The sequence below is a fragment of the Micromonospora cremea genome, from assembly GCF_900143515.1.
Lineage (GTDB): Bacteria > Actinomycetota > Actinomycetes > Mycobacteriales > Micromonosporaceae > Micromonospora > Micromonospora cremea.
In genome coordinates, this window is record NZ_FSQT01000001.1 from 2785282 (window position 1) to 2806319 (window position 21038).

At 69.9% G+C, this 21038-nt stretch carries 14 protein-coding genes and 2 pseudogenes; 5 read left to right on the forward strand and 11 right to left on the reverse strand.

Going from position 1 to position 21038, the window contains the following annotated elements; genetic code table 11:
* Nucleotides 1-4: 4 nt before the first annotated feature.
* The 3 genes from BUS84_RS12805 to BUS84_RS12815 form a co-directional block, all read right to left on the reverse strand.
* Nucleotides 5-1069 (reverse strand): ABC transporter permease, encoded by a 1065-nt coding sequence (locus BUS84_RS12805; protein WP_084757374.1) that lies wholly within the window; start codon nt 1067-1069, stop codon nt 5-7.
* Nucleotides 1066-2604, reverse strand: coding sequence for a sugar ABC transporter ATP-binding protein (locus tag BUS84_RS12810; RefSeq protein ID WP_074311636.1), 1539 nt, complete (start codon nt 2602-2604; stop codon nt 1066-1068). Before BUS84_RS12810 ends, BUS84_RS12805 begins: the two co-directional genes overlap by 4 nt.
* A gap of 83 nt (nt 2605-2687) precedes the next feature.
* Complete coding sequence (locus tag BUS84_RS12815) at nt 2688-5939, reverse strand: DUF2961 domain-containing protein (RefSeq protein ID WP_074311638.1); 3252 nt, start codon at nt 5937-5939, stop codon at nt 2688-2690.
* A gap of 575 nt (nt 5940-6514) precedes the next feature.
* Between BUS84_RS12815 and BUS84_RS12820 the strand changes: the two genes are divergently transcribed.
* Nucleotides 6515-7513, forward strand: a complete 999-nt coding sequence (locus BUS84_RS12820; protein ID WP_074311640.1) for a LacI family DNA-binding transcriptional regulator — start codon at nt 6515-6517, stop codon at nt 7511-7513.
* A 181-nt stretch (nt 7514-7694) separates the two neighbouring features.
* Here BUS84_RS12820 and BUS84_RS12825 read toward each other — a convergent pair whose 3' ends face one another.
* From BUS84_RS12825 to BUS84_RS38630, 3 genes are all read right to left on the reverse strand, one after another.
* The gene (locus BUS84_RS12825; RefSeq protein ID WP_074311642.1) at nt 7695-9329 is read right to left on the reverse strand and encodes a fucose isomerase; all 1635 of its coding nucleotides are present in this window, start codon (nt 9327-9329) and stop codon (nt 7695-7697) included.
* A complete protein-coding gene (locus BUS84_RS12830; protein ID WP_074311644.1) occupies nt 9326-10864 on the reverse strand; it encodes an FGGY-family carbohydrate kinase in 1539 nt (512 codons plus the stop codon). The genes BUS84_RS12825 and BUS84_RS12830 overlap by 4 nt, the downstream gene beginning before the upstream one ends.
* 1193 nt (nt 10865-12057) lie before the next feature.
* Entirely contained in the window at nt 12058-12270 is a 213-nt protein-coding gene (locus BUS84_RS38630) for a hypothetical protein (protein WP_167627019.1), read from the reverse strand.
* Here BUS84_RS38630 and BUS84_RS12840 point away from each other — a divergent pair.
* Nucleotides 12248-12445 (forward strand): annotated as a pseudogene (locus BUS84_RS12840) (hypothetical protein); the annotation flags it as partial. The gene BUS84_RS38630 and the pseudogene BUS84_RS12840 sit on opposite strands and share 23 nt — an antisense overlap.
* A gap of 142 nt (nt 12446-12587) precedes the next feature.
* Nucleotides 12588-12917, forward strand: coding sequence for an exonuclease/endonuclease/phosphatase family protein (locus tag BUS84_RS12845; RefSeq protein WP_159451017.1), 330 nt, complete (start codon nt 12588-12590; stop codon nt 12915-12917).
* A gap of 558 nt (nt 12918-13475) precedes the next feature.
* On the opposite strand, the gene BUS84_RS12855 is transcribed toward BUS84_RS12845, so the two are convergent.
* Nucleotides 13476-14153, reverse strand: coding sequence for a winged helix-turn-helix transcriptional regulator (locus BUS84_RS12855; protein ID WP_074311652.1), 678 nt, complete (start codon nt 14151-14153; stop codon nt 13476-13478).
* A gap of 113 nt (nt 14154-14266) precedes the next feature.
* Between BUS84_RS12855 and BUS84_RS12860 the strand changes: the two genes are divergently transcribed.
* Complete coding sequence (locus tag BUS84_RS12860; protein ID WP_074311654.1) at nt 14267-15106, forward strand: class I SAM-dependent methyltransferase; 840 nt, start codon at nt 14267-14269, stop codon at nt 15104-15106.
* A gap of 267 nt (nt 15107-15373) precedes the next feature.
* Here BUS84_RS12860 and BUS84_RS12865 read toward each other — a convergent pair.
* Nucleotides 15374-16210, reverse strand: a pseudogene (locus BUS84_RS12865) (IS5 family transposase).
* 371 nt (nt 16211-16581) lie between these two features.
* Here BUS84_RS12865 and BUS84_RS12870 point away from each other — a divergent pair.
* Nucleotides 16582-18255: a M14 family zinc carboxypeptidase gene (locus tag BUS84_RS12870; RefSeq protein WP_208869599.1), complete on the forward strand. Its 1674-nt coding sequence runs from the start codon at nt 16582-16584 to the stop codon at nt 18253-18255.
* A 163-nt stretch (nt 18256-18418) separates the two neighbouring features.
* Here the strand turns inward: BUS84_RS12870 and BUS84_RS12875 are convergent, their stop codons facing one another.
* The 3 genes from BUS84_RS12875 to BUS84_RS12885 all read right to left on the reverse strand — a co-directional run bounded on the left by BUS84_RS12875 (nt 18419) and on the right by BUS84_RS12885 (nt 20882).
* On the reverse strand, nt 18419-18796 hold the full coding sequence (locus BUS84_RS12875; RefSeq protein ID WP_143728346.1) for an integrase core domain-containing protein: 378 nt from the start codon (nt 18794-18796) through the stop codon (nt 18419-18421).
* A 39-nt stretch (nt 18797-18835) separates the two neighbouring features.
* Nucleotides 18836-19246, reverse strand: a complete 411-nt coding sequence (locus tag BUS84_RS12880; protein WP_244298506.1) for an alpha/beta fold hydrolase — start codon at nt 19244-19246, stop codon at nt 18836-18838.
* Nucleotides 19247-19571: 325 nt separating this feature from the next.
* Nucleotides 19572-20882 (reverse strand): IS110 family RNA-guided transposase, encoded by a 1311-nt coding sequence (locus BUS84_RS12885; protein ID WP_074307791.1) that lies wholly within the window; start codon nt 20880-20882, stop codon nt 19572-19574.
* Between the last annotated feature and the right edge of the window lie 156 nt (nt 20883-21038).

Here is a 21038-nt window from a genome sequence, read left to right on the forward strand (position 1 = left end):
TGGGTCAGGCGATGCGGGGACGGAGCCTCTGCAATGCGGCGGCAGCCACGATGACCAGGCCCTTGACGACCAGCTGCACGTTCGCGTCGATGTTGTTGAGGGCCAGGATGTTGTTCAGGATCCCGAGCAGCAGGGCGCCGGCGATCGTGCCGCCCATGGATCCACTGCCACCGGCGAGACTCGTCCCGCCGATGACCACGGCCGCGATCGCGTCCAATTCGTAGCCGGCGCCGTCGTTCGGGCTGCCCTGGTTGAGCTGACCGGCGTGGATGATCCCGGCCAGTGCGGCGAGCAGGCCGGAGATCGCGAAGACGGTGACCCGGACCCTGCGGACCGGCACGCCGGAGAGCCGGGCCGCCTTCTCGTTGCCGCCGATCGCGTAGACGTGCCGCGCGAAGGCGGTGCTGCGCAGCACCAGGAGCGCGCCGACGCCGATGGCGAGGAAGATCAGGGCCGGTACCGGCAGCACCCCGTTAATGGAGCCGCTCAGCAGCGAGAACGCCTCGGGAGCCTCCTGCGGCCCCTCGCCGTAGGCGATCGGGATGCCCAGGCCGCCGGACCACATCCGGGCGATGCCCCGAGCCGCTTGCAGGCCGGCCAGGGTGACGATGAAGGACTGGATCCCGAGCCGGGCGACGATCGCCCCCTGGGTGGCCCCGAACGCGGTGCCGATGAAGAGCACGATCAGGACCGTCGGCACGATCCCCAGGCCGCTGTCGACCATCAACGTGGCCGACCCGACCGCGGCGAGCCCGAGCACCGCCCCGACGGAGAGGTCGATGCCGCCGATCAGGATCACGAACGTCATCCCGACCGCGATGATGCCGATCTCCGAGACCGCCCGGACGATGTTGGCGAGGTTTCCGGAGCTGAGGAACACGTTCTCGCCGTTGCGGGACGGCGAGACGGCGATCGCGATCAGAAAGACGGCGACGAGCCCGAACAGGCTCTGGAACCGGAAGAAGTTGTCGACGATCGCGTGCCGGTCCTTCGGCAGTCGGATCGCCCGGCGGCGGGGTGGTGTCTCCGGCGGCGACGCGGCGACGGTGGTGGGGTTGGGCGAATTCATCGAGGCTCCTTGACGTCGTCCCCGTTGGCCGCGGCGAGGATGGCTTGTTGGGTGGCGGAGGCACGGGGCAGCACGGCCACGGTGCGACCACGGTGCAGGACGACCACCCGGTCACAGAGGCTCAGCAGCTCCGGCAGCTCCGACGAGGCGAGCAGGATCGCCATGCCGGTGTCGGCGAGCCTGTGCAGCAGGTGGTAGATCTCGGCCTTGGCGCCGATGTCCACTCCCCGGGTCGGCTCGTCGAGCAGGAGTAGTCGCGGTCGCATCAGCAGTTGCTTGGCGAACACGACCTTCTGCTGGTTGCCACCGGAGAGCGTCGCCACGGGGATCGCCGGTGACGCCGCCTTCACCGCCAGGGTGGTGAGCTGTTCGGCCACCGTCCGGCGCAGCAGCGGGCGGCGCACCAGCCCGAGCGTGGTCAGCGACGACAGCGCGGAGAGCACGACGTTGTCCGCCACGGAGTGCTCCAGCATCAGCCCCGCGCCGCGCCGGTCCTCGGGGACGAAGGCCACCCCGCGCGCCAGTGCCGCCCGGGGGCCACCCGGGCGGTACGGCCGGTCGTCGATCGTCACCTGGCCGGTGCGCCGACCGGAGCCGCCCGCGCCGAACAACGTCTCCAGCAGTTCGGTACGCCCGGCGCCCATCAACCCGGCGAGGCCGACGATCTCTCCGGAGCGCACGGTGAGGTCGACGCCGGCCGGCTCGGTCCGGCCGGGCACCGGCCGGCGGGGCGTCACGGCGAGCCCGCGTACGTCGAGTAGCACGTCCCCGGGTTCGTTGCGGCCCTCGCCAAAGAGCGCGTCGACCGACCGGCCGACCATGAGCTGGATGATCTCGTCCCGGGAGGCGACCCGCGGGTCGACGGTGCCGGCGACAGTGCCGTTGCGCAGCACGGTCACCCGGTCGGCGATGAGCTCGATCTCCGCCATCCGGTGCGAGATGTAGACGATGCCGACTCCGGCCCGGCGCAGCTCGGCGATCGTCGCGAAGAGCCGTTCGACCTCGGCGTCGGCCAGTGCCGCGGTCGGTTCGTCCATGATCAGGACTCGCGCGCGCAGCGACAGGGCTCGGCCGATCTCGACCAGCTGTTGCTCGCCGACGCGCAGCGAGCCCACGAGCCGGCGCGGGTCCAGGTCCGCGCCGAGCGTCCGCAGGTGTGCCTCGGCCTGCCGGCGCATCCTCCGGATGTCGACGGTGCCGAAGCGGGTGCGCGGCTCGCGCCCGAGGAACATGTTCTCCGCGATGGATAACCCGGCCACCAGGTCCAGCTCCTGGTGGATGGTCGCGATACCAGCGCGTTGGGCATCGGCCGGGCCGGCGAAACTCACCGGCTCCCCGTCCACCTCGATCGTGCCGTCGTGCTCGGTGATCACCCCGGAGAGCACGTTGATCAGTGTGGACTTGCCGGCCCCGTTCTCGCCGAGCAGCGCGTGCACCTCGCCGGCGGTCACGGTGAGGTCGATGTCGCGGCAGGCGTGCACGCCGCCGAACCGCTTGCCGATGCCGGTCATCCGGACCAGCGGCCGATCTGTCATACGGCACCTCGTGGCTCGTCTGCGGGATCTGGGGGTTGGACGGAGTCGGAGGCCCCTGGGCTGGGCCTCCGACTCCGACCGGGTCACGACGTTAGACGAGCCTCGATGTAGTCGAGGCCGGCCAGGTATCCGCTCGAAGCGGCGGCCTTGCCGGTCACCGTGAGGGTGAGCGTGTGCCGGCCCGCCGACAGCTCCCGCTGGCCGTAGTCCAGCGGGTCGCTGACGACCACGTCCGGCGAGTGGTACGCGTCGAACGCCTCGCCGATCCGGGTGCCGTCGATCGCGACCGTGTTGGTGCCGTAGTCCCGGGCCAGCGTCTGCACCAGGCTCAGCTGGTAGGTGCCGGCCGTGGGCACCTCGAACGCCACGGTCACGCTCCGGTTCGGCGCGTCCGGTCGGAACCACAGCTGCGCGCTACGCGACCAGCGGATGCCGCAGCAGTCGCCCTGCACCTCCGCCGGCGCATCGGTGGAGACCGCGGGCAGCAGCGATTCGGCTTCGATCCGCAGCGTGGCGCCGGTGGTGGCCGATGCCGGCGCCGAGTAGGCGCCCGCGTTGCCCGCGGCGTCCACCGCGCGTACCCGGTAGTGCCAGGTCTCGCGCAGGCCCAGACCGCTGTGCTCGAAGCTGGGTCGGGTCGTGGTGCCCACCCGGTTGTCCGGCCCGGGCGTGAATCCGGCCGTGCGGGAGGCGAACACCTCGTAGCTCGGCGCGTACACGTCGTCGCCGGCCGGCTGCCAGGTCAGCGCCACCGCGTTGGTGGTGCCGCTGGTGGCGGTGAGCCCGGCGACCTGGGTCGGCCGGGTCTGGTCGACGAAGGGGGTGACCTCGCTGAGCACCGCGTACCGGGCCGCGGACCAGGCCGGGGAGCCGGCGGTCGGCGTCAGCGTGACCGTCGCCGCCGATTTGCCCTTGGTGAGCGTGGGCGGAAGCCGGAACTCGTCCTCCAGCCAGCGGTGCGAACCGTTGGCCAGCGGCTGCGACCAGGTGCCGGCGTCGCGCCCGTCGACCTGCACGGCCACCGACTGGTACCCGGCGGACTGGTCCCCCACCCGGCGCAGCACCGCGCCGGTGTTGTCCGGGTCCAGGGCCACCCGGAACCGGACCGGCGTGGTGGAGGCGCGGGTGTCGTCGGTGACCGGCCGCGGTGCCGCGTCGTCGCCCTCGTAGGTCGCGGTGAGCACCGCACGCTCGCCGCCCGAGGAGTACGCGTGCGCCGACTCGCTGCCGGTGTCACCGACGTCGACGGTGTCGGTCCAGCGCTGCGCGACGGTGTCCTGCCCGTACCAGTAGGCGGTCGAGCCGTACCGGGCTGGATCCTGGTCGCCCGGGCCGTGTTCGATGCCGAACCGCAGGTCGGTGGAGAACGACACCGCCTCGGCGAGCATCAGTCGGAACGCGCCCGTGCAGTCGTACTGGCAGCCGTAGTCACTGACCTCGTGGGCTGGGTTGCCGTTGGTGGGCGCCGAGAACGTGCCGTGGTTGAAGTACCAGCCGCTCTCGTAGAAGTCCTCGGTGCCGGTGCCGTGGATGCTCGGGCTCTGCGCGCCGTCCACGTAGACCCGTTCGTCGCCCTCGAGGTAGTTGCGCTGGTTGCCCGCGGGGATGTGCCCCTCCATGGTGTGCGTGACGCCGACGAACTTTCCACGGCCAGCCGCGTCGAGGAAGAGGTGGTCGGCGCCGGGGGTGGTGTCGGCGCTCGCCGCGGTGGCCCGGAAGTAGCCGATGGTGCCGGTCGGGCGCAGCGCCGGGGCCCAGCGGGCGGAGGGTGCGGTGGTCACGGAGGCCACCGAAGACGTGATCGGCACGTTGGAGCCGTTGCGCAGCTCGATGCTGAACCGTGACCGGTAGGGCATCGGCCACCAGGCCGACAGCGTCGCGGTCCCGGGGTCGACGCCGAACATCAGCGACCGCACCGGGTGTAGTCCGAGGCCGGTGCCGAAGAACTCGCCGAGTGGCGCGTCGACGGTGGTCTTGCCGTCGAACGTGATGCGCAGCCGGCTGTCGCGCAGCACCGCGTCGGAGGCCGCGACGGCCGCCTTGCGGTCTGCGTCGGCCGGGTAGCTCATGGTGTTGCTGCCCTGCCAGGTCTGCGCGGTGATCCGGTAGCCGTGGGCGGCCTCGGCGTCGGTGTGGGACGGGCCGAGGTCGAGGGTGTCGGTCCGCTTGGCGGTGCCGGCGACCAGGCTGTCGACCCAGTAGGTGAACTCGTTGACGTCCACGTCCGACGAGACGAACTGGTTCCGGACGGTGATCGTGGACTTGCCGCCCGTGGCGCTGGCCGGCAGCTCGACGGTCTGGTCGAGCCAGGTGCCGAAGGGTACCGGGTCGTTGGCCGGCCACTCGGCGACCGGTACGCCGTCCACCACGATCTGCGCCCGCTGGTGCCCGATGTGCGGGTCCAGCCGGCGGGTCAGCCGCACCCCGGTGTTGGCCGGGTCGACGGCCACCCGGAACTCGCTGCCGCCGCCGGGCCCGTAGGCGCGGCCGTCGTCGGCGACCGGCGCCGGCGGTCCGACGAGTTGCGGCATCCGCAGTTGAAGTGCGTTGACAGCGCCGGGGCCGACGCCGCTGGCGAGGGTCACCGCGCCCTTGGCGGGGACGCTGAACTCCCGGTCGGCGGTCGTGGCGCCCGCCTCCGGGCGCTTCGGGTCACGGGTGCCGGCGGCCTTGAGCTGGTCGATGACGTCCAACGCGCGGTCCGACGGGTCGAAGGTGCGCACCCCGTCGGCGGTGGTGAACTTGCGGTAGGTGACGTGGTAGAAGATCGGGTTCTTCTCGGTGGTCACCCGCATCGAGCTGCGGTAGGTCATGGGCGCCTTGATGTAGACGCCGCCGGAGCTCTGCGCCGCGTTGGCGACCACCGGGTAGACGAAGGGCGCGCCGAGCTTGCCGTCCACCACGTCCTGGAGCGGAGCGTCGAGCACGGTCACACCGTCGAGGACCACCTTGATGGTGCCGGTGGCGGAGACATTGCCCTCGTCGCGGGTGAACCAGATCGAGTCGATCTCGCCGGCGCCGGTGGCCTCCGCGAGGACGCAGCCGTCGGCGCCGGTGCGCAGGCACGAGTACTGGCCAGAGAAGCCGTCGTCGTTGCCGCCGCTGCGGTCGAAGCTGGAGAACTGGTAGGCCCGCGGGCCGTCGGGGAGTTCGGCGAGCCGGTCGAGCCTGCGGTAGACGTCCCATCCGGTGGGACCGTTGTTGGCGGGGGTGGGGGCCGCGGATGCCGGCCCGGCTGGGCCGACCAGGGCGGTTCCGGCCAGCAGCGCGGCGGTGAACGCGGCGCGCAGCAGCCGGCGGGCGGAGGTGCGTGGTACCTGGGTGGTGGGTGTCATGAGCGCCTTCCACGTCGGTGGGTGGGGCGGGTTGCGAGGCGGTGGCAAGGAATCGATTTCTCGCTGCAACAGCGACAGGGTAGGCACGCCTCCACGCGGCGGTCAATCCTCCGTCGCCGCCGATCGGCAACGCTGTTGACAGCGACCCAGCCCGCTCTTATGGTCCTCGAGCAGAACTGAGCAAACGATTTCTCCGCTTGTATGAGCATGCCGCAGCCGTTGCGGCGGCTGGGAGGCTCTCCGTGCCCAGACTCGTCGTTCCCACCGGATTTCCCGGCGCGGGCAGGACCACCACCCGTGCGCTGCCGGCCCGTGACTGCGTGTACCGGAAGGGGCGTATTCTCGTGACGTTGAACGCCGAGGCGGTGGTAGGTCGGGGTGCTGCCCTGCGGCTCCCCGACCACGGTTGACCGCGGCGAGCCCTGTCGGCGACCACATCCGCGCCGGGCAGCGGCGCGAAACGCCGGTCACGGTTCCATCACTACCCACCCGTAGGATGCCGGTTTCCGGCACCGGAGCGCGCTGGACAACCATGCCGAAGCACACCATCAGGAGAGTCGAGCGAATGGAGGCGAATGGCGACGATCTATGACGTGGCGCGGCAGGCTCAGGTCTCGCCCGCCACGGTGTCGCGGGTGCTGAACGGGCGGACCACCGTCGATCCAGTGATGGCCGCGCGGGTGCAGCAGGCGATGCAGGACCTCGATTACCGCCCCAACGCCGTCGCCCGCAACCTGCGCCTGAGTCAGACCAGCCTCTGGGCGGTCATCATCTCCGACATCGGAAACCCCTTCTTCACCTCGATGGTGCGCGGGGTCGAAGACGTCGCGCAGGGCGCCGGCTACTCGGTGGTCCTGTGCAACAGCGACGAGGATCCGGAGAAGGAGTCCCGGTACATCGGCGCTGCCCTGGCCGAACGGATGGCGGGTGTCATCATCTCCACGTCGGGCCGACCGACCGTCATCAACCGGCTCGTCGAGGCGCGCATCCCGGTCGTGGCCATCGACCGTCAACTGCGCGGCGTCAACATCGACACCGTGCTCGTCGACAACGTGCACGGGGCCGAGCTGGCAACCACCCACCTGCTCGACAACGGCTACCAGCGGGTCGCCTGCATCACCGGTCCACGCCGGATCTCCACCGCCGCCCAGCGGCTCCGCGGCTACCAGCGCGCGTTGCGGTCGCACAACCGGGAGGCGACCGACAATCTGGTGCGGTACGCGGACTTCCGGGAAGAAGGTGGCTACCGGGCCATGGCCTCGCTGCTCGACAGCGACAACCCGCCCGACAGCGTCTTCGCGACGAACAACCTGATGACCGTCGGCGCCGTCGAATGCCTCGTCGACCGCGGTGTCAAGGTGCCGGCCGAGTTCGGAGTGGTCGGGTTCGACGACATACCCTGGGCCCACCTGGTCAGACCATCGCTGAGTACCGTCTCCCAGCCGACGTACGACCTGGGGCGGGCGGCCGCGGTGCTGCTCACCGAACGGATCGCTAACCCGACGCGACCGCCGTCGACCGTCACCCTCAGCACGGGCCTCCAGGTACGCGAGAGCTCCAGCCGCCCGAGGTGACCACCGCGGGTGGCCCGGCCACCCAAGGTGGACGACGGGGAGCCTGCCCCCGGTGCGTCGTCAGGCTCCCCCGTCCGCAATCCACCGGCTCCGGTCCCCGGCACCGGTCGCCAGGGTCGCGGCCGGTGCCGTCGCTCAGGTGACTCGCCCGCAGCCGGGCGGGATCGACCGGCGCGAGCCGTCAGAGGTTGACCTCACCGCACAGATGCACCCGGACGCCGAGGTCGGCGAACATGGCCGCCTTCACCCGCAGCGCCTTGTCGGCGGTCGCCGCATCCGGCGCGTAGGCGACGTTGACGTGGTTGGCCTTGTGCCGCGCCATCAGCTGGTCCCGGTCGACCCCGTGCAGAACGGCGTGCATGATCGGCCACTGCGGGGTGGTGGCGTCCAGCCGGCGCTGGGTCTCCTCGGCCGGCAGCTCGACGACGGTGCCGCGGCCCAGGTCCACGTGCAGCTCGCCGTCCATGATGAACACCCGGGACCAGACGATTTCCCCCGGCTTGGACACCCCGCTCAGGGTGCCCCCGCCCAGTGGGAAGAACATCGGCGGCTGGCGCATGCTGTACGACCTGTCGTAGCCACCGTTGTGCGACGCCGGCACCGAGCCGGAGATCTCGAAGACCCAGACGAAGTCGTCGCCGTACCGCTCGCCCCACCGGATGTCGTGCAGGGTCGTCGCCGGGTCGAGACCCATCGCCGTCCAGATCCGGTTGGTGACGAGCGAGTCGACCGCCACCCCCTCGTCGACCTCGTTGAAGTGCGGCAGTGGTGCCCCCGGGTACAGCTCACGGCTCCCGTCGCGGCTGAGCACCGGCGGCCGCTGGACGTTGTTCAGGAGGCCCTCGGCGAGGTCGCTGGCCGGAACGACGTCCTTCAGGCCCTGCTGGTACTGGATGCCCACCGCGTCCAGGCCGTAGTCGTCGGAGATGCGCAGGGCAGCGACGTACATCTTGAACTGGCTGAGCAGCTGCGCCTCGGTCAGCTCGATGGCCTCGTCGGTGCCCACGTGGAAGGTCATCCCGGCGTCGTCCAGCCACCGGCGGACCGCCCGGGCCTCCTCGTCGGAGACGCGTGCCATCTCGGCGACCAGCGCGCTCTGCGACAGCCGCTCCTTGTAGATGCCGAGCGGATTGATCAGCTCGTCGTCGAAGATCGCGTTGTACATCCCCATGCAGCCCTCGTCGAAGACACCGATGATGGCCTTCTCGGTCGCGAGCTGGCCGGCCAGCGACCGGCCCAGCGACACCTCCGGGTCGTCGGGCAGGCTGGGCAGGTCACGCACGTGGCTGGTGTCGTGGCGCAGCTCGCCGGTCTCGAGCCAGGTCCGCAGCCCGCCGATCGCCCACTCGTCGGTGAAGTCCCGGCTCCACAGCGCCGAGTGCGGAACGCCGGCCTTGGTGAGGCTCGCAGTGAGGTTGAGCAGGCCGACCAGGCCGGGGAACTCACCGCTCCAGTTCGCCACGATGAGGATCGGCCCCCGGTGGCTGCGCAGTCCGGCCAGGACGTGGTGGCTGTACTGCCAGACGGCCTCGACCACGATCAGTGGCGCGTCGGCGGGGATCCGCTTGAAGACCTCGATGCCCGCGCGCTGGCTGTCGATGAAGCCGTGTCCCTTGCCCGGATCGACGCCGTGCCCGCGCTCGACCTTCCAGCCGAGCGCGTTGACCGCCGCGGTGACGTCGGCCTCCAGCTGCTGCTGGGTGGGCCAGCAGGTGACGTTCGCGCTGAGCCGGAGATCGCCGCTGGCAACCGTGTGGACGGTGCCAGGTGCCGCCGTCGGCGGGTTGGCGGGCACGGGCAGCGTGTAACTGGTCATGGGGCGACTCCTTCGGTGCGTTGCTCTTCACTGGCGTCCGTCCGAGCGGCGGCCAGGAAACGGATCTGACGTGCAGCGAGCGCGTGGGCGACCCGCTTGGAACTCGTGTACAGCTCGCGGTACAGCCCGTACAGCTCGTCGTAGTCGGCCGCGAACTCGGCCCGTGGCTCACAGACCTCCGTGATGGGGTTCCAGGTTTCGATCGAGACGGTCCACCCTGTCTGCGCGGCCAGGAAGGCCGCGCCGTAGCTGGCGCCGATGGTCTGGGCGGGGATCACCTGGGCGCGTCCGGTGACGTCGGAGACGATCTGGGTCCAGAGCCGGCCCCGGGTGCCTCCGCCGACCGCGACGACGCGCCGGATGTCACCGCCGCTCGCCTCGATGGTCTCGATGTTGTGGCGTACGCCGAGGCCGGTCGCCTCGAGCGCGGCGCGGTAGAGGTCACCGCGGTCGTGCGAGATGGTGAGGCCGGCGAGCATGCCGCGGGCCTGCGGATCCAGGATCGGCGTACGTTCGCCGGCGAAGTACGGCAGCATGAGCAGCCCTCGGGCGCCCGGACCCGAGGCCTCGGCGAGGCGGAGCAGCTCGGGATAGTCCGGCGAGCCGAACAGCTCGCGCAGCCACGCGGTGATCGCTCCGGACGTCGCCAGGCCACCGGCGAGATTGCGGGTCCCGGGCAGGGCGCCGACGGTCCCCCACAGCGACGGGTCGGTGACCCGGGCCGCGACCGTGTGGACCAGGAACATCGTCGTGCCGTACATCAGCATGAGGTCGCCGACGCCCTGAGCGCCCACGCTGATCGCCTCCGACCAGGCGTCGATGGTCCCGGTGATCACGGGAACGCCCGGCGGCAGTCCGGTCACCACCGCCGCCTCCGCCGTCACCCGGCCGGCCACGTCGCCGGGCCAGCGCAGCGGAGGCAGGACCAGCCCGGGGGCGATCTCGGCGGCCCACGGGTGGTACCAGTCGTGGCCGTCGGTGTCGTACAGCGGCGTGCACTGGCTCGCCGAGTGGTGGTCCAGCACGTACTCGTTGGTGAGCTTGACGGCGAGCCACGAACTGGGCATGAAGAGCCGACGGGCGCGCCGGTAGAGGTCGGGCTCGTTCTCGGCGACCCAGGCCACCTTCGCGCCGGCCGCCTGACTGGAAAGGGCCGAGCCGCACCGACGCAGGATCTCGTCCGCGCCGAACCGCTCGTTGAGCCGGGCGATCTGATCGGTCGAGCGGGTGTCGACGCCGTACAGGATGGCCGGACGGAGCGGGACGTCCGCGGCGTCGGTGAGCAGTACGCACGGACCCATGCCGCTCACCCCGACCGCGACGACCTCGGCGTCACCGGGTGCCAGCAGCTCGCGGCTGAGTGAGACGAACTCCTGCCACCAGACGTCGGCGTCCATCTCGACCCAGCCCGGCCGTGGCCGGCTCACCTCGTGCGTCCGGGTGCAGGAGCGCAGGACGCGGCCGTCGGCGTCGACGAGCACGCCCTTGCTGCTGGATGTGCCGATGTCCACGCCCAGGACAGCCGCAACCTTCATGGCGCCACTGTTCCAGCAATCGATTTCCGAATCAAGGTCGATCGGCATACGTTTTCTCTCTCACCGCCGACATCCGGCCGGCCGTAGTCGACCCGCACCCTCGGGCCTGGGGAAGGGTGACGGAGCAGCGGAGCGGCCCCGCCGGTCAAGGGGATCCGCCGGTCTTCGACAGCGTCGAATCGTGCTGGCGGTGCGTCCGCCGCACGGCCCGCAGGCCAGCCTGCAACGACCGTCCCAATGGGAAATCGTTAACCAGTCAGCCGGTTGGCCCATGCCACGGTGGCGCCCGGGAGGTCCATCGACGAAGCGGGAGCAGGCGGGGCTGCGCGGGATCCTGCTACGGTCAGCCGTAGGATCGCTGGCACCCCGGCGAAGACGGTCGCCTCCCCCACCTGGAGTCCGATGTCCGAGCGCCGCCGACGTCCCCCGTACCGTCTTCTGCGGTCCGGTCCTGGTCGGATTCCTTGGTCGGTGCATGGCTGATCGTTCGTACCTACGTCTGCGCCGAGCCCTGGCCGTCGTGGGCCTGATCGCCGCCGCCGGGTTGCCGGCCGGATCGTCGGCGGCCGACACCACCGGATCCACGGTCCTACTGAGTCCTCCAGATGAACCTCTGCAACAGCGGCCGTGCCGGCTGCTACATAGGCCGATCGGTGAGCGAGGCCGCCGAGGTGATCCGTGTCGAGGTGCCCGACCTGGTCACCCTCAACGAGATCTGCCAGGACGACGTGACCGCGCTGGAGCGCGCGTTGGCGGACGTCCAGAGCGGCGGCACAGTCGTGTCCGCCTTCAAGGCTACCGGTGACCGCCCTACCGACGACGTCACCCAGTGCCGCAACGGCCAGCCGTACGGCGTCGGGCTGCTGGCCCACCTTCAGGCACCATACCCGGGTCACAGCGTGCACAGCGGGATCCACCCGACGCAGGATGTCGAGGACCACGAGGAACGCGCCTGGCTCTGCGTCCACGTCCCCAGCACGCTGCACGCCTGCACCACACACCTGGCGGCCACCAGCGCCGCCGTCGCGCTCGCCCAGTGCGGCCACCTGCTCGACACGGTCGTACCGGCGATTCGCAGGAGCACCGGATACGCGCCCACCGTGCTGAGCGGCAATCTCAACCTCCGCCACGGCGGCTCCCCCGACGTCCGGTCCTGCGTACCGCCCGGCTACCTGCGCATCGACGACGGCGCGTTACAACAAATCATGGGTAGGCCGCCCCTCCACCGCCGGGTCGCCGACGGCCGGCAACGCGCCGTCGACGTTGAAGGCCACCTCCCACACCCTCGCGGTCGGCGATCCGTTGACCGACCAGGCGACGTCGCGCTGCAACGCCGGGCCGGTCCACCGCGGCGCGACCGTCAGCAGCCAGTCCGCGGTGACCAGCGACCTCGCGGGGCCCGCCAAGATGTTCCTCGACCGCGCGCGGGTCGCCCTCAGCTCCGGACACGTCTTCGGCAGCGGCGGAGCCGGCTTCGTACGAGTCAACTTCGCCACCTCACCCGCGATCCTCACAGAAGCTGTATCCGGCGTAGCCGCGCCCGATTGTGGTGATCCGTGGGCGAGCGCGACCTTCCGATGATCTTTCACATGTCTAATCTGGAGCATCGAAGGGTCGCGCCTGTTCACCAGCGACACCACGCTGCGCTGGCAGCGCGGCGCCGAGCCGGACCTGGCCGGCTACGAGGTGGTGTGGCGGGAGACCACCGCTGACCCGCCGCATCGTGGTGACCGGCGACCTGAACGACCTACCAGACGCCGAGACCCTCACCGCGCTCCGCCATGCAGACCTCGCAGAGCAGGTCCACCAGGGCAGCACCGTCGCCGGGCCCAACCGCAACGGCACCCTGATCGACGACACGTTCGTCGACCTGTCCCCCACCATTTGGACCTACCGGCACCGCGCCAAGGCCGTCACCACCTACGCCCTCTACGACCAGATCTGGACCAGCCCGGACCTGACAGTCACTGCCGCGCACGTCATGCGCCGCACGCAGATCAGCGGCGACGGCTCCGACCACGACCCCGCATACATCGACCTCGACCTCGACTGACGCTGGCACCACGATCGTGCTGGCTGGCGAGGGCCCCAGGCAATTCTCGTTCCGCCTGCATTCGAGGTTGCCCGTCATCGTCGAACTCTTCGACGACCCCGCCGTAGCCCGATGGACGCCGCTGGCCTACCCGCTCGACCGGACAGCCGCGCGAAACAACCTCGACCAAGCCCGCACCCGCCGCGCCGAAGGCCACGGCCGCAACGCAAGGGTCGCCTACGCCGTCGGCGCAGCCCAACGCCGGCAAGGAATGATCTGGCGCGCCGTCCGACTGACGACCGCGTAGGTCTACCAGCAGCTCCGCATGCAGCAAGTGATCCTGCGCACCGATCCCGGCAACCCCGCCAGCGCCGCCGTTGCCCGCGCTACCGCCGCACCACGATCACGATCGCCTACCGGTTGTCGACCCTGCGCGACGCCGACCAGATCGCGGTGGTCGACCACGGACGCATCATGGAATCGGGTACGCACCAGGGCCTGCTCGACCGCAACGGCCGGTACGCCGTCCTCGCCGTCTGACAGCGCGTCCCCGTGGCCGAGAACGGACGCTGCCTCGCGTCACGCCGGCCGTGGCACCGACGCGAGCGGGGACAGGGAGAACCAGTGGGGCACCGCCCTGCGCAACGCCTCCGGACCCTGCAGCTCGACCGTGCCGCCACGCAGGGCGTCGGCCCATGTCGAGTAGCCGCGCCAGATGTCGATCATCGCGCGCAGGCTGGCGCGGACGTCAACCGCGAGCGGGAAACCGGGGTCCGCGTCGCACACGTCCGCCTCGGTCGGCGTGATCACCAACCACCAGTCGCGCTGCCTCGTCGGCACGTCCGTGAACCGGAACTTAACCATCGTTCGTCCGTCCGGCACCAGCGTGTGGTCGACGTGCCGGTGCATGTCCCAAAGCAACAGTTTCGGGTCGAGGTCCTCGTCGCCGAGCTCACCGACCCAGCGGACACCCCACACCCCGAGCGCCTCGACGATCGGGCGTAGTTCCCAGCCTGCGGCCGTAAGGACGTACCGCACCTCTGCGCCGTCGGCCTCCCGGCGCACGATGCCGGCGACGGCCAGCTCGTGCAGCCGCCGGGACAGCAGCGCCGGCGAGAGCCGGGGCAGTCCACGCCGGAGCTCGTTGAAGCGCTCGCTGCCACTGGTCAGCTCGCGGACGATCAGCATCGTCCACCGTCCGTCGAGCAGCTCCATCGCCTTGGCGACAGGGCAGAACTGGTGATACGACGACCCCATGACCGAAGGTTAACGCCGGAGGCCGACGAGTCCAGTACAGAACGTGTACTAGGCGCGTCGCGCGGCCGTCTCTAGCGTCACTGGCAGGAGCAGTGACATGGGAGGGGACAGCCATGACGACATCGACCGACGCGGCGGCAGCCGACGAGGCCCTCAAGGCCCGGCACCGCACCATGTGGGCCTTGGGCAACTACCCCGCCGTGGCGTCCGAGGTCATCCCCGAGCTGGGTCGGATCCTGGTCGCGGCGTGCGAGATCCGACCCGGTGACCGGGTGCTTGACGTCGCCGCGGGATCGGGGAACGCGGCGCTACCGGCCGCCCTGGCCGGCGCGCGGGTCACGGCCAGCGACCTGACCCCGGAGCTGCTGGAGGTGGGCCGGCGGCTGGCTGACGATCACGGCGCGGAGCTGGATTGGCGGCAGGCGGACGCCGAGGCGCTGCCGTTCGCCGACGGCGAGTTCGACAAGGTGATGTCCTGCGTCGGCGTCATGTTCGCCCCGCACCATCAGGCCAGCGCGGACCAACTGGTCCGGGTCTGCCGCGCGGGTGGCACCATCGGCCTGCTCAGCTGGACGCCGAACGGGTTCGTCGGACAGCTGCTCGCCACGGTGAAGCCTTATGTGGCGCCGCCGCCACCCGGGGCGCAGCCCGCGCCGCTGTGGGGCGACGAGAAACACGTCCGCGCCCTACTCGGTGACCGGGTGACCGACGTCGTCGCGCGCCGGCAGTCGCTGCGGGTCGACGGGTTCGCCACCCCGGAGGCGTTCCGTGACTTCTTCAAGGCCAACTACGGCCCCACCGTCGCGGCGTACCGCGGCATCGCCGACGACCAGGAACGGACCGCCGCGCTCGACCGCGACCTCGCCGAGCTCGCGCGCCGCAACGACCGCGGCGAAGGGGCGACCGTCCTGGAGTGGGAGTACCTGCTCCTCACCGCCCGCAGGGCCGGCTGACCGGCCACGGGGAGGCGAAGTCGGGGCCGGACTGCGCTTGCGCCGCCGCCTTGATCACGGTGCCCAGCAGCTCACCATCCTGATCGAGGCAGCCGCAGGCGGCCGGCAACCTAGGCGCGACCCGCTCCGGGCGACTGAGCTCGGTCAAGATCGGCCGTCGCCGACGATCTACAGCCGCTACGCCCCGCAGACCACCCAGGGTCACTGCCATGGCCGACAGGCCGAAGAGCTCATCTAAGAGCGTGTTTGAGAGGGCGTTGATCAGGTCTAGGTGAAGGTGCGGCGGGCTTGACGGCGGGCGGGCCGGCCGCGGGTGATCCGGCGGGTCATGCCGGCGATGGCAGCCCAGCGGATGATGGCCTCGGAGACCTCGGGGTGGCGTTCGTAGTCGCGGGCCAGGCGGCGGCAGGCGGTGAGCCAGGCCAGGGTGCGTTCCACGACCCAACGGCGGGAGATCACGCTGAACCCGCGTTGGTCGGCGGGCTTGCGGACGATCTCCAGCGTGGTGCGGAGGATGTCGCGGGCCCAGTCGACGAGTCGGCCGGCGAAGCCCTAGTCGGCGAAGACGTGCCGGATCGGGGTAGCCATGTAGGCGCTGAGCAGCGCGGTCTTGGCGCCGTCGCGGTCCTGCCAACTCGCGGCCAACACTGTCACGGTGAGCAGCAGGCCGGCGGTGTCGGTGACGATGAACCGCTTCCGTCCGTTGATCTTCTTGCCGGCGTCGTAGCCGCGGCTGTCCCGGCCGACGGTGTCGGCGCCCTTCACGCTCTGGGAGTCGATGATCCCCGCCGACGGTTCGGGGTCACGACCCTGCTGCACTCGGGCCTTGATCCGCAACGCGGCCAGGAGTTTCTCGGTCACGCCGGCGTCTTCCCACCGGGCGAAGTACCAGTACACCGTCTGCCACGGCGGCAGATCCGCAGGTAGATACCGCCACGGGCACCCAGACCGGACGACGTACAGGATCGCGTTGACGATCTCCCGCCGAGGGTGCTTCTCCCTGCGGCCGTCCGTGTTCGGCTCCGGAAGCAGCGGCTCGATCAGCGCCCACTGAGCATCAGTCAGGCCCGAGGGGTAACCACGACGAGCAGACACCCGAGCCACCCTGCCCGGTCAAGATCCTCGGTGTCATGACGACACACCGTCCACACCGGACCATCTCAAACACGCTCTTAGAGGCGGGGACCCCGCAGTACGACGCCGGTGCGTCGATCACCGGTTTCGCCGCGCGGCATTGACGGAAACCGCATTGAATCGGATGATCTTTACGGTGACGTCCTACGGCGGTTCCCTCCATTCGGAGTTCCGCCGTCCGTCTACTGCGGTGACGGATTGCCCAGGTGAGCCTGCACGACCGACAGGAGTGCCCGTTGAAGTCGATCATTTCCGCCGCCCGCCACTCGAGAACGGCCGCCATCACCTTGTCGAGTTCTCGATGGCCAAGACGGGTGGGTGCCCTCGGCATGGCGGTCGCCATGTCCGTCAGCCTGGCGACGGCCGCCGCCGCGGCCCCCGATCCAAAGCCGAGCGCTGTCGTGAACGGGCTGGCCATCGCGAAGGTCAAGGCCACCACCAACGCCGAACGTCAGAAACTGATGGACCTTGGTCTGGATGTGATCGACTTCACCGGCACACATGCCGAGGTGCTGCTGCACGGCGCGGCTGACCGCGCGCAACTCGCCGGCGGAAACTGGCAGGTGGAGGTATCCGACGCGACGGACCAACTCGCCGACATGACGGCCAAGCGCGTGGTCGAGGCGCAGCGGGAAGCAGCGCGGCAGGCGAACCCCACGATCGCCTCCGGCCTGCCGAGCGGCCGCGTGTCGTACCGGACGCTGGACGAGGCCGAACGTGAGATGCGAGAGCTCGAGCGCCGCTACCCCGACAAGGTGAAGGTGTTCGAGCTTTCCCGGAAGTCCCTGCTGGGGCACGCGATCCTGGGCATGGAGATCAGCAGCGACGTGCAGACCGACTCCGGTGAGCCGGTCTTCCTGACGACCGGCCTGCATCACGCTCGCGAGTGGCCGACGCTGGAATTCACCATGGAGTTCGCCCGGGACGTCCTGCAGAGCTACGCCACGGACAGCCACATCAAGAAGCTCGTCGACTCCTCTCGGTTGATCATCGTGCCAGCGGTGAACCCGGACGGCTACACGATGTCGCGGGAGCTCATCAACGAGATGAAGCGCAAGAACTGTCGGGTCGCGGCCGGTGAGGTGCCGACTTGGGAGCAGTGCGCGGCCGCGGACAGCCGGCAACTCGGCGTGGACCTGAACCGCAACTACGGAGCGTTCTGGGGCGGTCCGGGATCGAGCGCCTCCCCGACCGCCGAGAACCACCACGGCGCGGCCCCCTACTCGGAGCCGGAGATCGCGGCCATGACCGACCTGCTGAACAGCCACCAGGTCGTGGTGGCGGTGAACAACCACACGCCGGATGCCCGGTTGCTGCGCGCCCCGTCGTCACCGCTGGAGCCCGTACCGGCCGAGGTAGCCCTCTACGACGGACTGGCGCAGCAACTCGGCGCGGCCCTGGGCGGCTGGCCGACCGGTCCCTGGCCCGACGTCTACTACGTCGCCAGCGGCGTGGCGGAGCAGGAGGGCCTGTACGCGAACGGCACCCTCGGCTTCACGCCGGAGCTGACGCCGGGACACAGCGGCCTCGAACGGTTCCACCCGCAGTACCAGTACGTCATCGACCAGTACCGCGGAACCGGGTTCTACGCGGGGTCGAGCATCCGCGACGCGCTCCTCATCGCCTGGGATGCCGCCAACGATCCGCGTACGCACTCCATCCTCACCGGGTCGGCCCCGCGGGGCATCGAGCTCACCATCAGCAAGGACGTCTCGGTTGACTCCTCGCCGGTCGAACGCGACGGCGAGATGGTCGTGCTGCCGTCCGACCTGCACATCGAGAGCACGATGCGGGTGCCCGACAACGGGCGGTTCGAGTGGCATGTCCTGCCGTCCCTGCGGCAGAGCCAGCAAAGCTCCACCCTGCTGCAGGAGAGCTGGGTGGTGTCGTGCCGGAACCCCAAGGGCAAGATCCACCGTTCGGTCAGGGTCACGATCGGCCGCGGCGAGACTAAGGCCATCGACATGAGCGGCTGCCCGGCCGGGCCGAAGAAGCCGATCGGCACCGAGCGCTGACGTCGACGTAGGCGTCGCCTGGCGGGGCAACCCGCCAGGCGACGCTCTCCCGGAAGCGGCTCCCTGCACGATCTCGCCAGTTATGCGGGCAAGCTCGACATCGCCTGTACCCCTCCTCAACCCGCCGGAGCTGCGTGCTGTGGGGCTCGTAAAGCCGGTTCGGCTACGCTGCCTGCGAATACTCGTTGATCAGCCCGCCGAGGATCGGGCGCCGTTGGATCCTGGCGGCGGTCAAGTCAGTAACTCCCGACGGCGGGTTGGGCGGCTGCTGGCCGAGTGATTGATGTGGGCGGTGGCTGTTGTAGTGGGTCGTGTACCTGGCGAGGTGGCCGTCGCCGACGATGAGGATCCGGTCGGTGCACTCCCGGCGTACGGTGCCAACCCATCGTTCGGCGAAGGCGTTCGCCCGGGGTGCCTGAGGTGGGGTTTTGATCACGTCGATGCCTTCGGGGGTGAACACCGCGTCGAAGATGTTCGTGAACTTCTTGTCGTGGTCGCGCAGCAGGAACCGCAGCCGCGCCGCGCGTTGGTCGAGGTCCATCAGTAGATTCCGTGCTTGCTGGGCCAGTTGGATGGGCGGTCACCCCAACCATGTGGACTTGGCGGGTGGCGATCTCGACGAAGACAGGATCTGGGTCAGTGCGCCGCCGGTGTCGTTGGCGAGCACGGTGACGTCGGTCAGGTCAAGCGCGTCGAGGAACTCCGCCATCAGCTTGGCGACCCCGGGAGGCGTCAGGTCGGCGTCTGCCGGCATGGGCACCTGGTGCGCGCCGAGCGGCCAATTCGGCGCGATGCAGCGAAAGCCCGCGTCCGCGATGGCCGGCACGACCTTGCGCCAGAGGTTGGCGTTGACCAGCAGACCATGCACGAACACGACGGTCGGGCCTGAGCCACGCTCGGTGTAGGCGACCCGGCCGCTGGGCAGGGCCACGGTCTTGCCGGTGCCAAGAGCTGTGTCGGGCATGCCGACCTCCTCGGGGATCGATGTCACCTCGGGGCGAGGTCCGGTTCAGCGGCCATGCCGGCGGGCCGGGCTGACAACGGCGATCCGGTCGGCGTGGGCGCGGATCGTCGTACGCCCCCGCGCCGGCGACGGACCGCCCGGTCGACGGTTCGGCCGCAGCCCTGGACGCCGGTGAGGGCGAGGTCGGGAAGTCATAGGGGCCAGAGGCAGCACAAGTGCCAGGGCCGTCAGCAATGACCCATGGCAACCAGTCATCGCCATCGCGATGCTGACTCGAAAATCGGTGAGTGAGTGGGCAGGCGGCAGCACCCGGCGGAGCGCAGCGGAGCCGGGTCGGGTTGACGGCTTCTGGTTAGGCGATGGCTGGTTGCGGTAGGGGCTGGAGATCGACTTTCTGGCCGGTGAGCTGTTCGAGCTGACGGATGAGATCACGTTGACGGCGCTGCTTGCGGATCCTCGACTCGTGGAAGCCGGGGCCCAGGTCCTGGTAGCGAGCGTCGGGGTCGGTCAGCAGGTGCCAGACGATGGTCAGTACCGAGTTGCCGACTGCGACGACTGCCCGTTTCTTGCCTCTTCGGCGGGCCAGGCGACGGTAGCGGTCGCCGAGGAACGTGCTGGTGCGGGACAGCCCAGCGACGACCTCGCCCAGGGTGGCGGCCAGCCAGGGGTTGCCCTTGCCGGTGGAGTTGGCCTTCTTGCGGCCGGCGGACTGGGCGTCGATGGGGCTGAACTTCGCCCAGGACACCAGGTGCGCGGCGGTGGGGAAGACGGTGATGTTCACGCCGATCTCGGCGATGATCTCCTGGGCGGACTGCACGCCGATGCCGGTGACCTCATCGAGCTTCTCCACCACCGCCGCGAAAGGGGCGATCAACTCCTCGATCCGGGCGTCCAGGTTGGCGATGTCGGCAGCGAGGGCATCGATGCGGCGCAGCATGGTGGCGCAGATGAACGCGTGGTGGTCGTCGAAGTGGCCGGTCAGCGCCTCGCGTAGTTGGGGGATCTTGCGGCGCATCGATCCGTGGGCCATCTCGGCCAGGACTTTCGGGTCCCGCTGCCCGTCGATCATCGCCTGCATCATCTGCCGACCGGACACCCCGTGCAGGTCGCTGATGACGGAGTCCAGCTTGATCTGCGCGTCTTCGAGGGTCTTCTCCAGGCGTTGCTTCTCCCTGGTCTGCTCGCGTACCAGACTGCGCCGGTAGCGGGTGACATCCCGTAGTTGCCGGATCGGCTTGGGGTGCACCAGGCTGGGCCGGCACATCCCGCGTTCCACGACCTTGGCCAGCCACACCGCATCGAGCCGATCGGTCTTCGGCCGACCGGGCACGTTCTTGACATGTTTGGCGTTGAGCAGCCAGCACTCGAAGCCTTCCGCCTCGAGCAGGTAGAACACCGGCTTCCAGTAGTCCGACGTGGCCTCCATCGCGACCAGCTCGACCCGCTCGACCCGCAGCCAGTCCGCTAACTCCAGCAACGCCGGTGTCACCGTCATGTACTCGCGGATCTCCTGCACACGTCGATCCGGCCTGGTGTCATGCGGCACGCGCACACACGCCACCAGCCCCGCCTTGCCGATGTCGATCGCGCAGACCCGCGCCACGACCTGGACCGGTTCTTCAGTGATCTCCTCCACGTGCACCACCCCTTCGTTCCCGGGCATCCACTAGGCGGTCGCCCGCGGAAGCATTGAGGGGAAGGACAGAGGCGGACTCGCGTGCTCGAAGCAACAATGCAGGGCCCCTATGATCACGCTTCCAGCGTCAGACTCCTATGCGGCTTCAAGGTGCCAAGCATCAACGACGTCGGCGGGCGACCA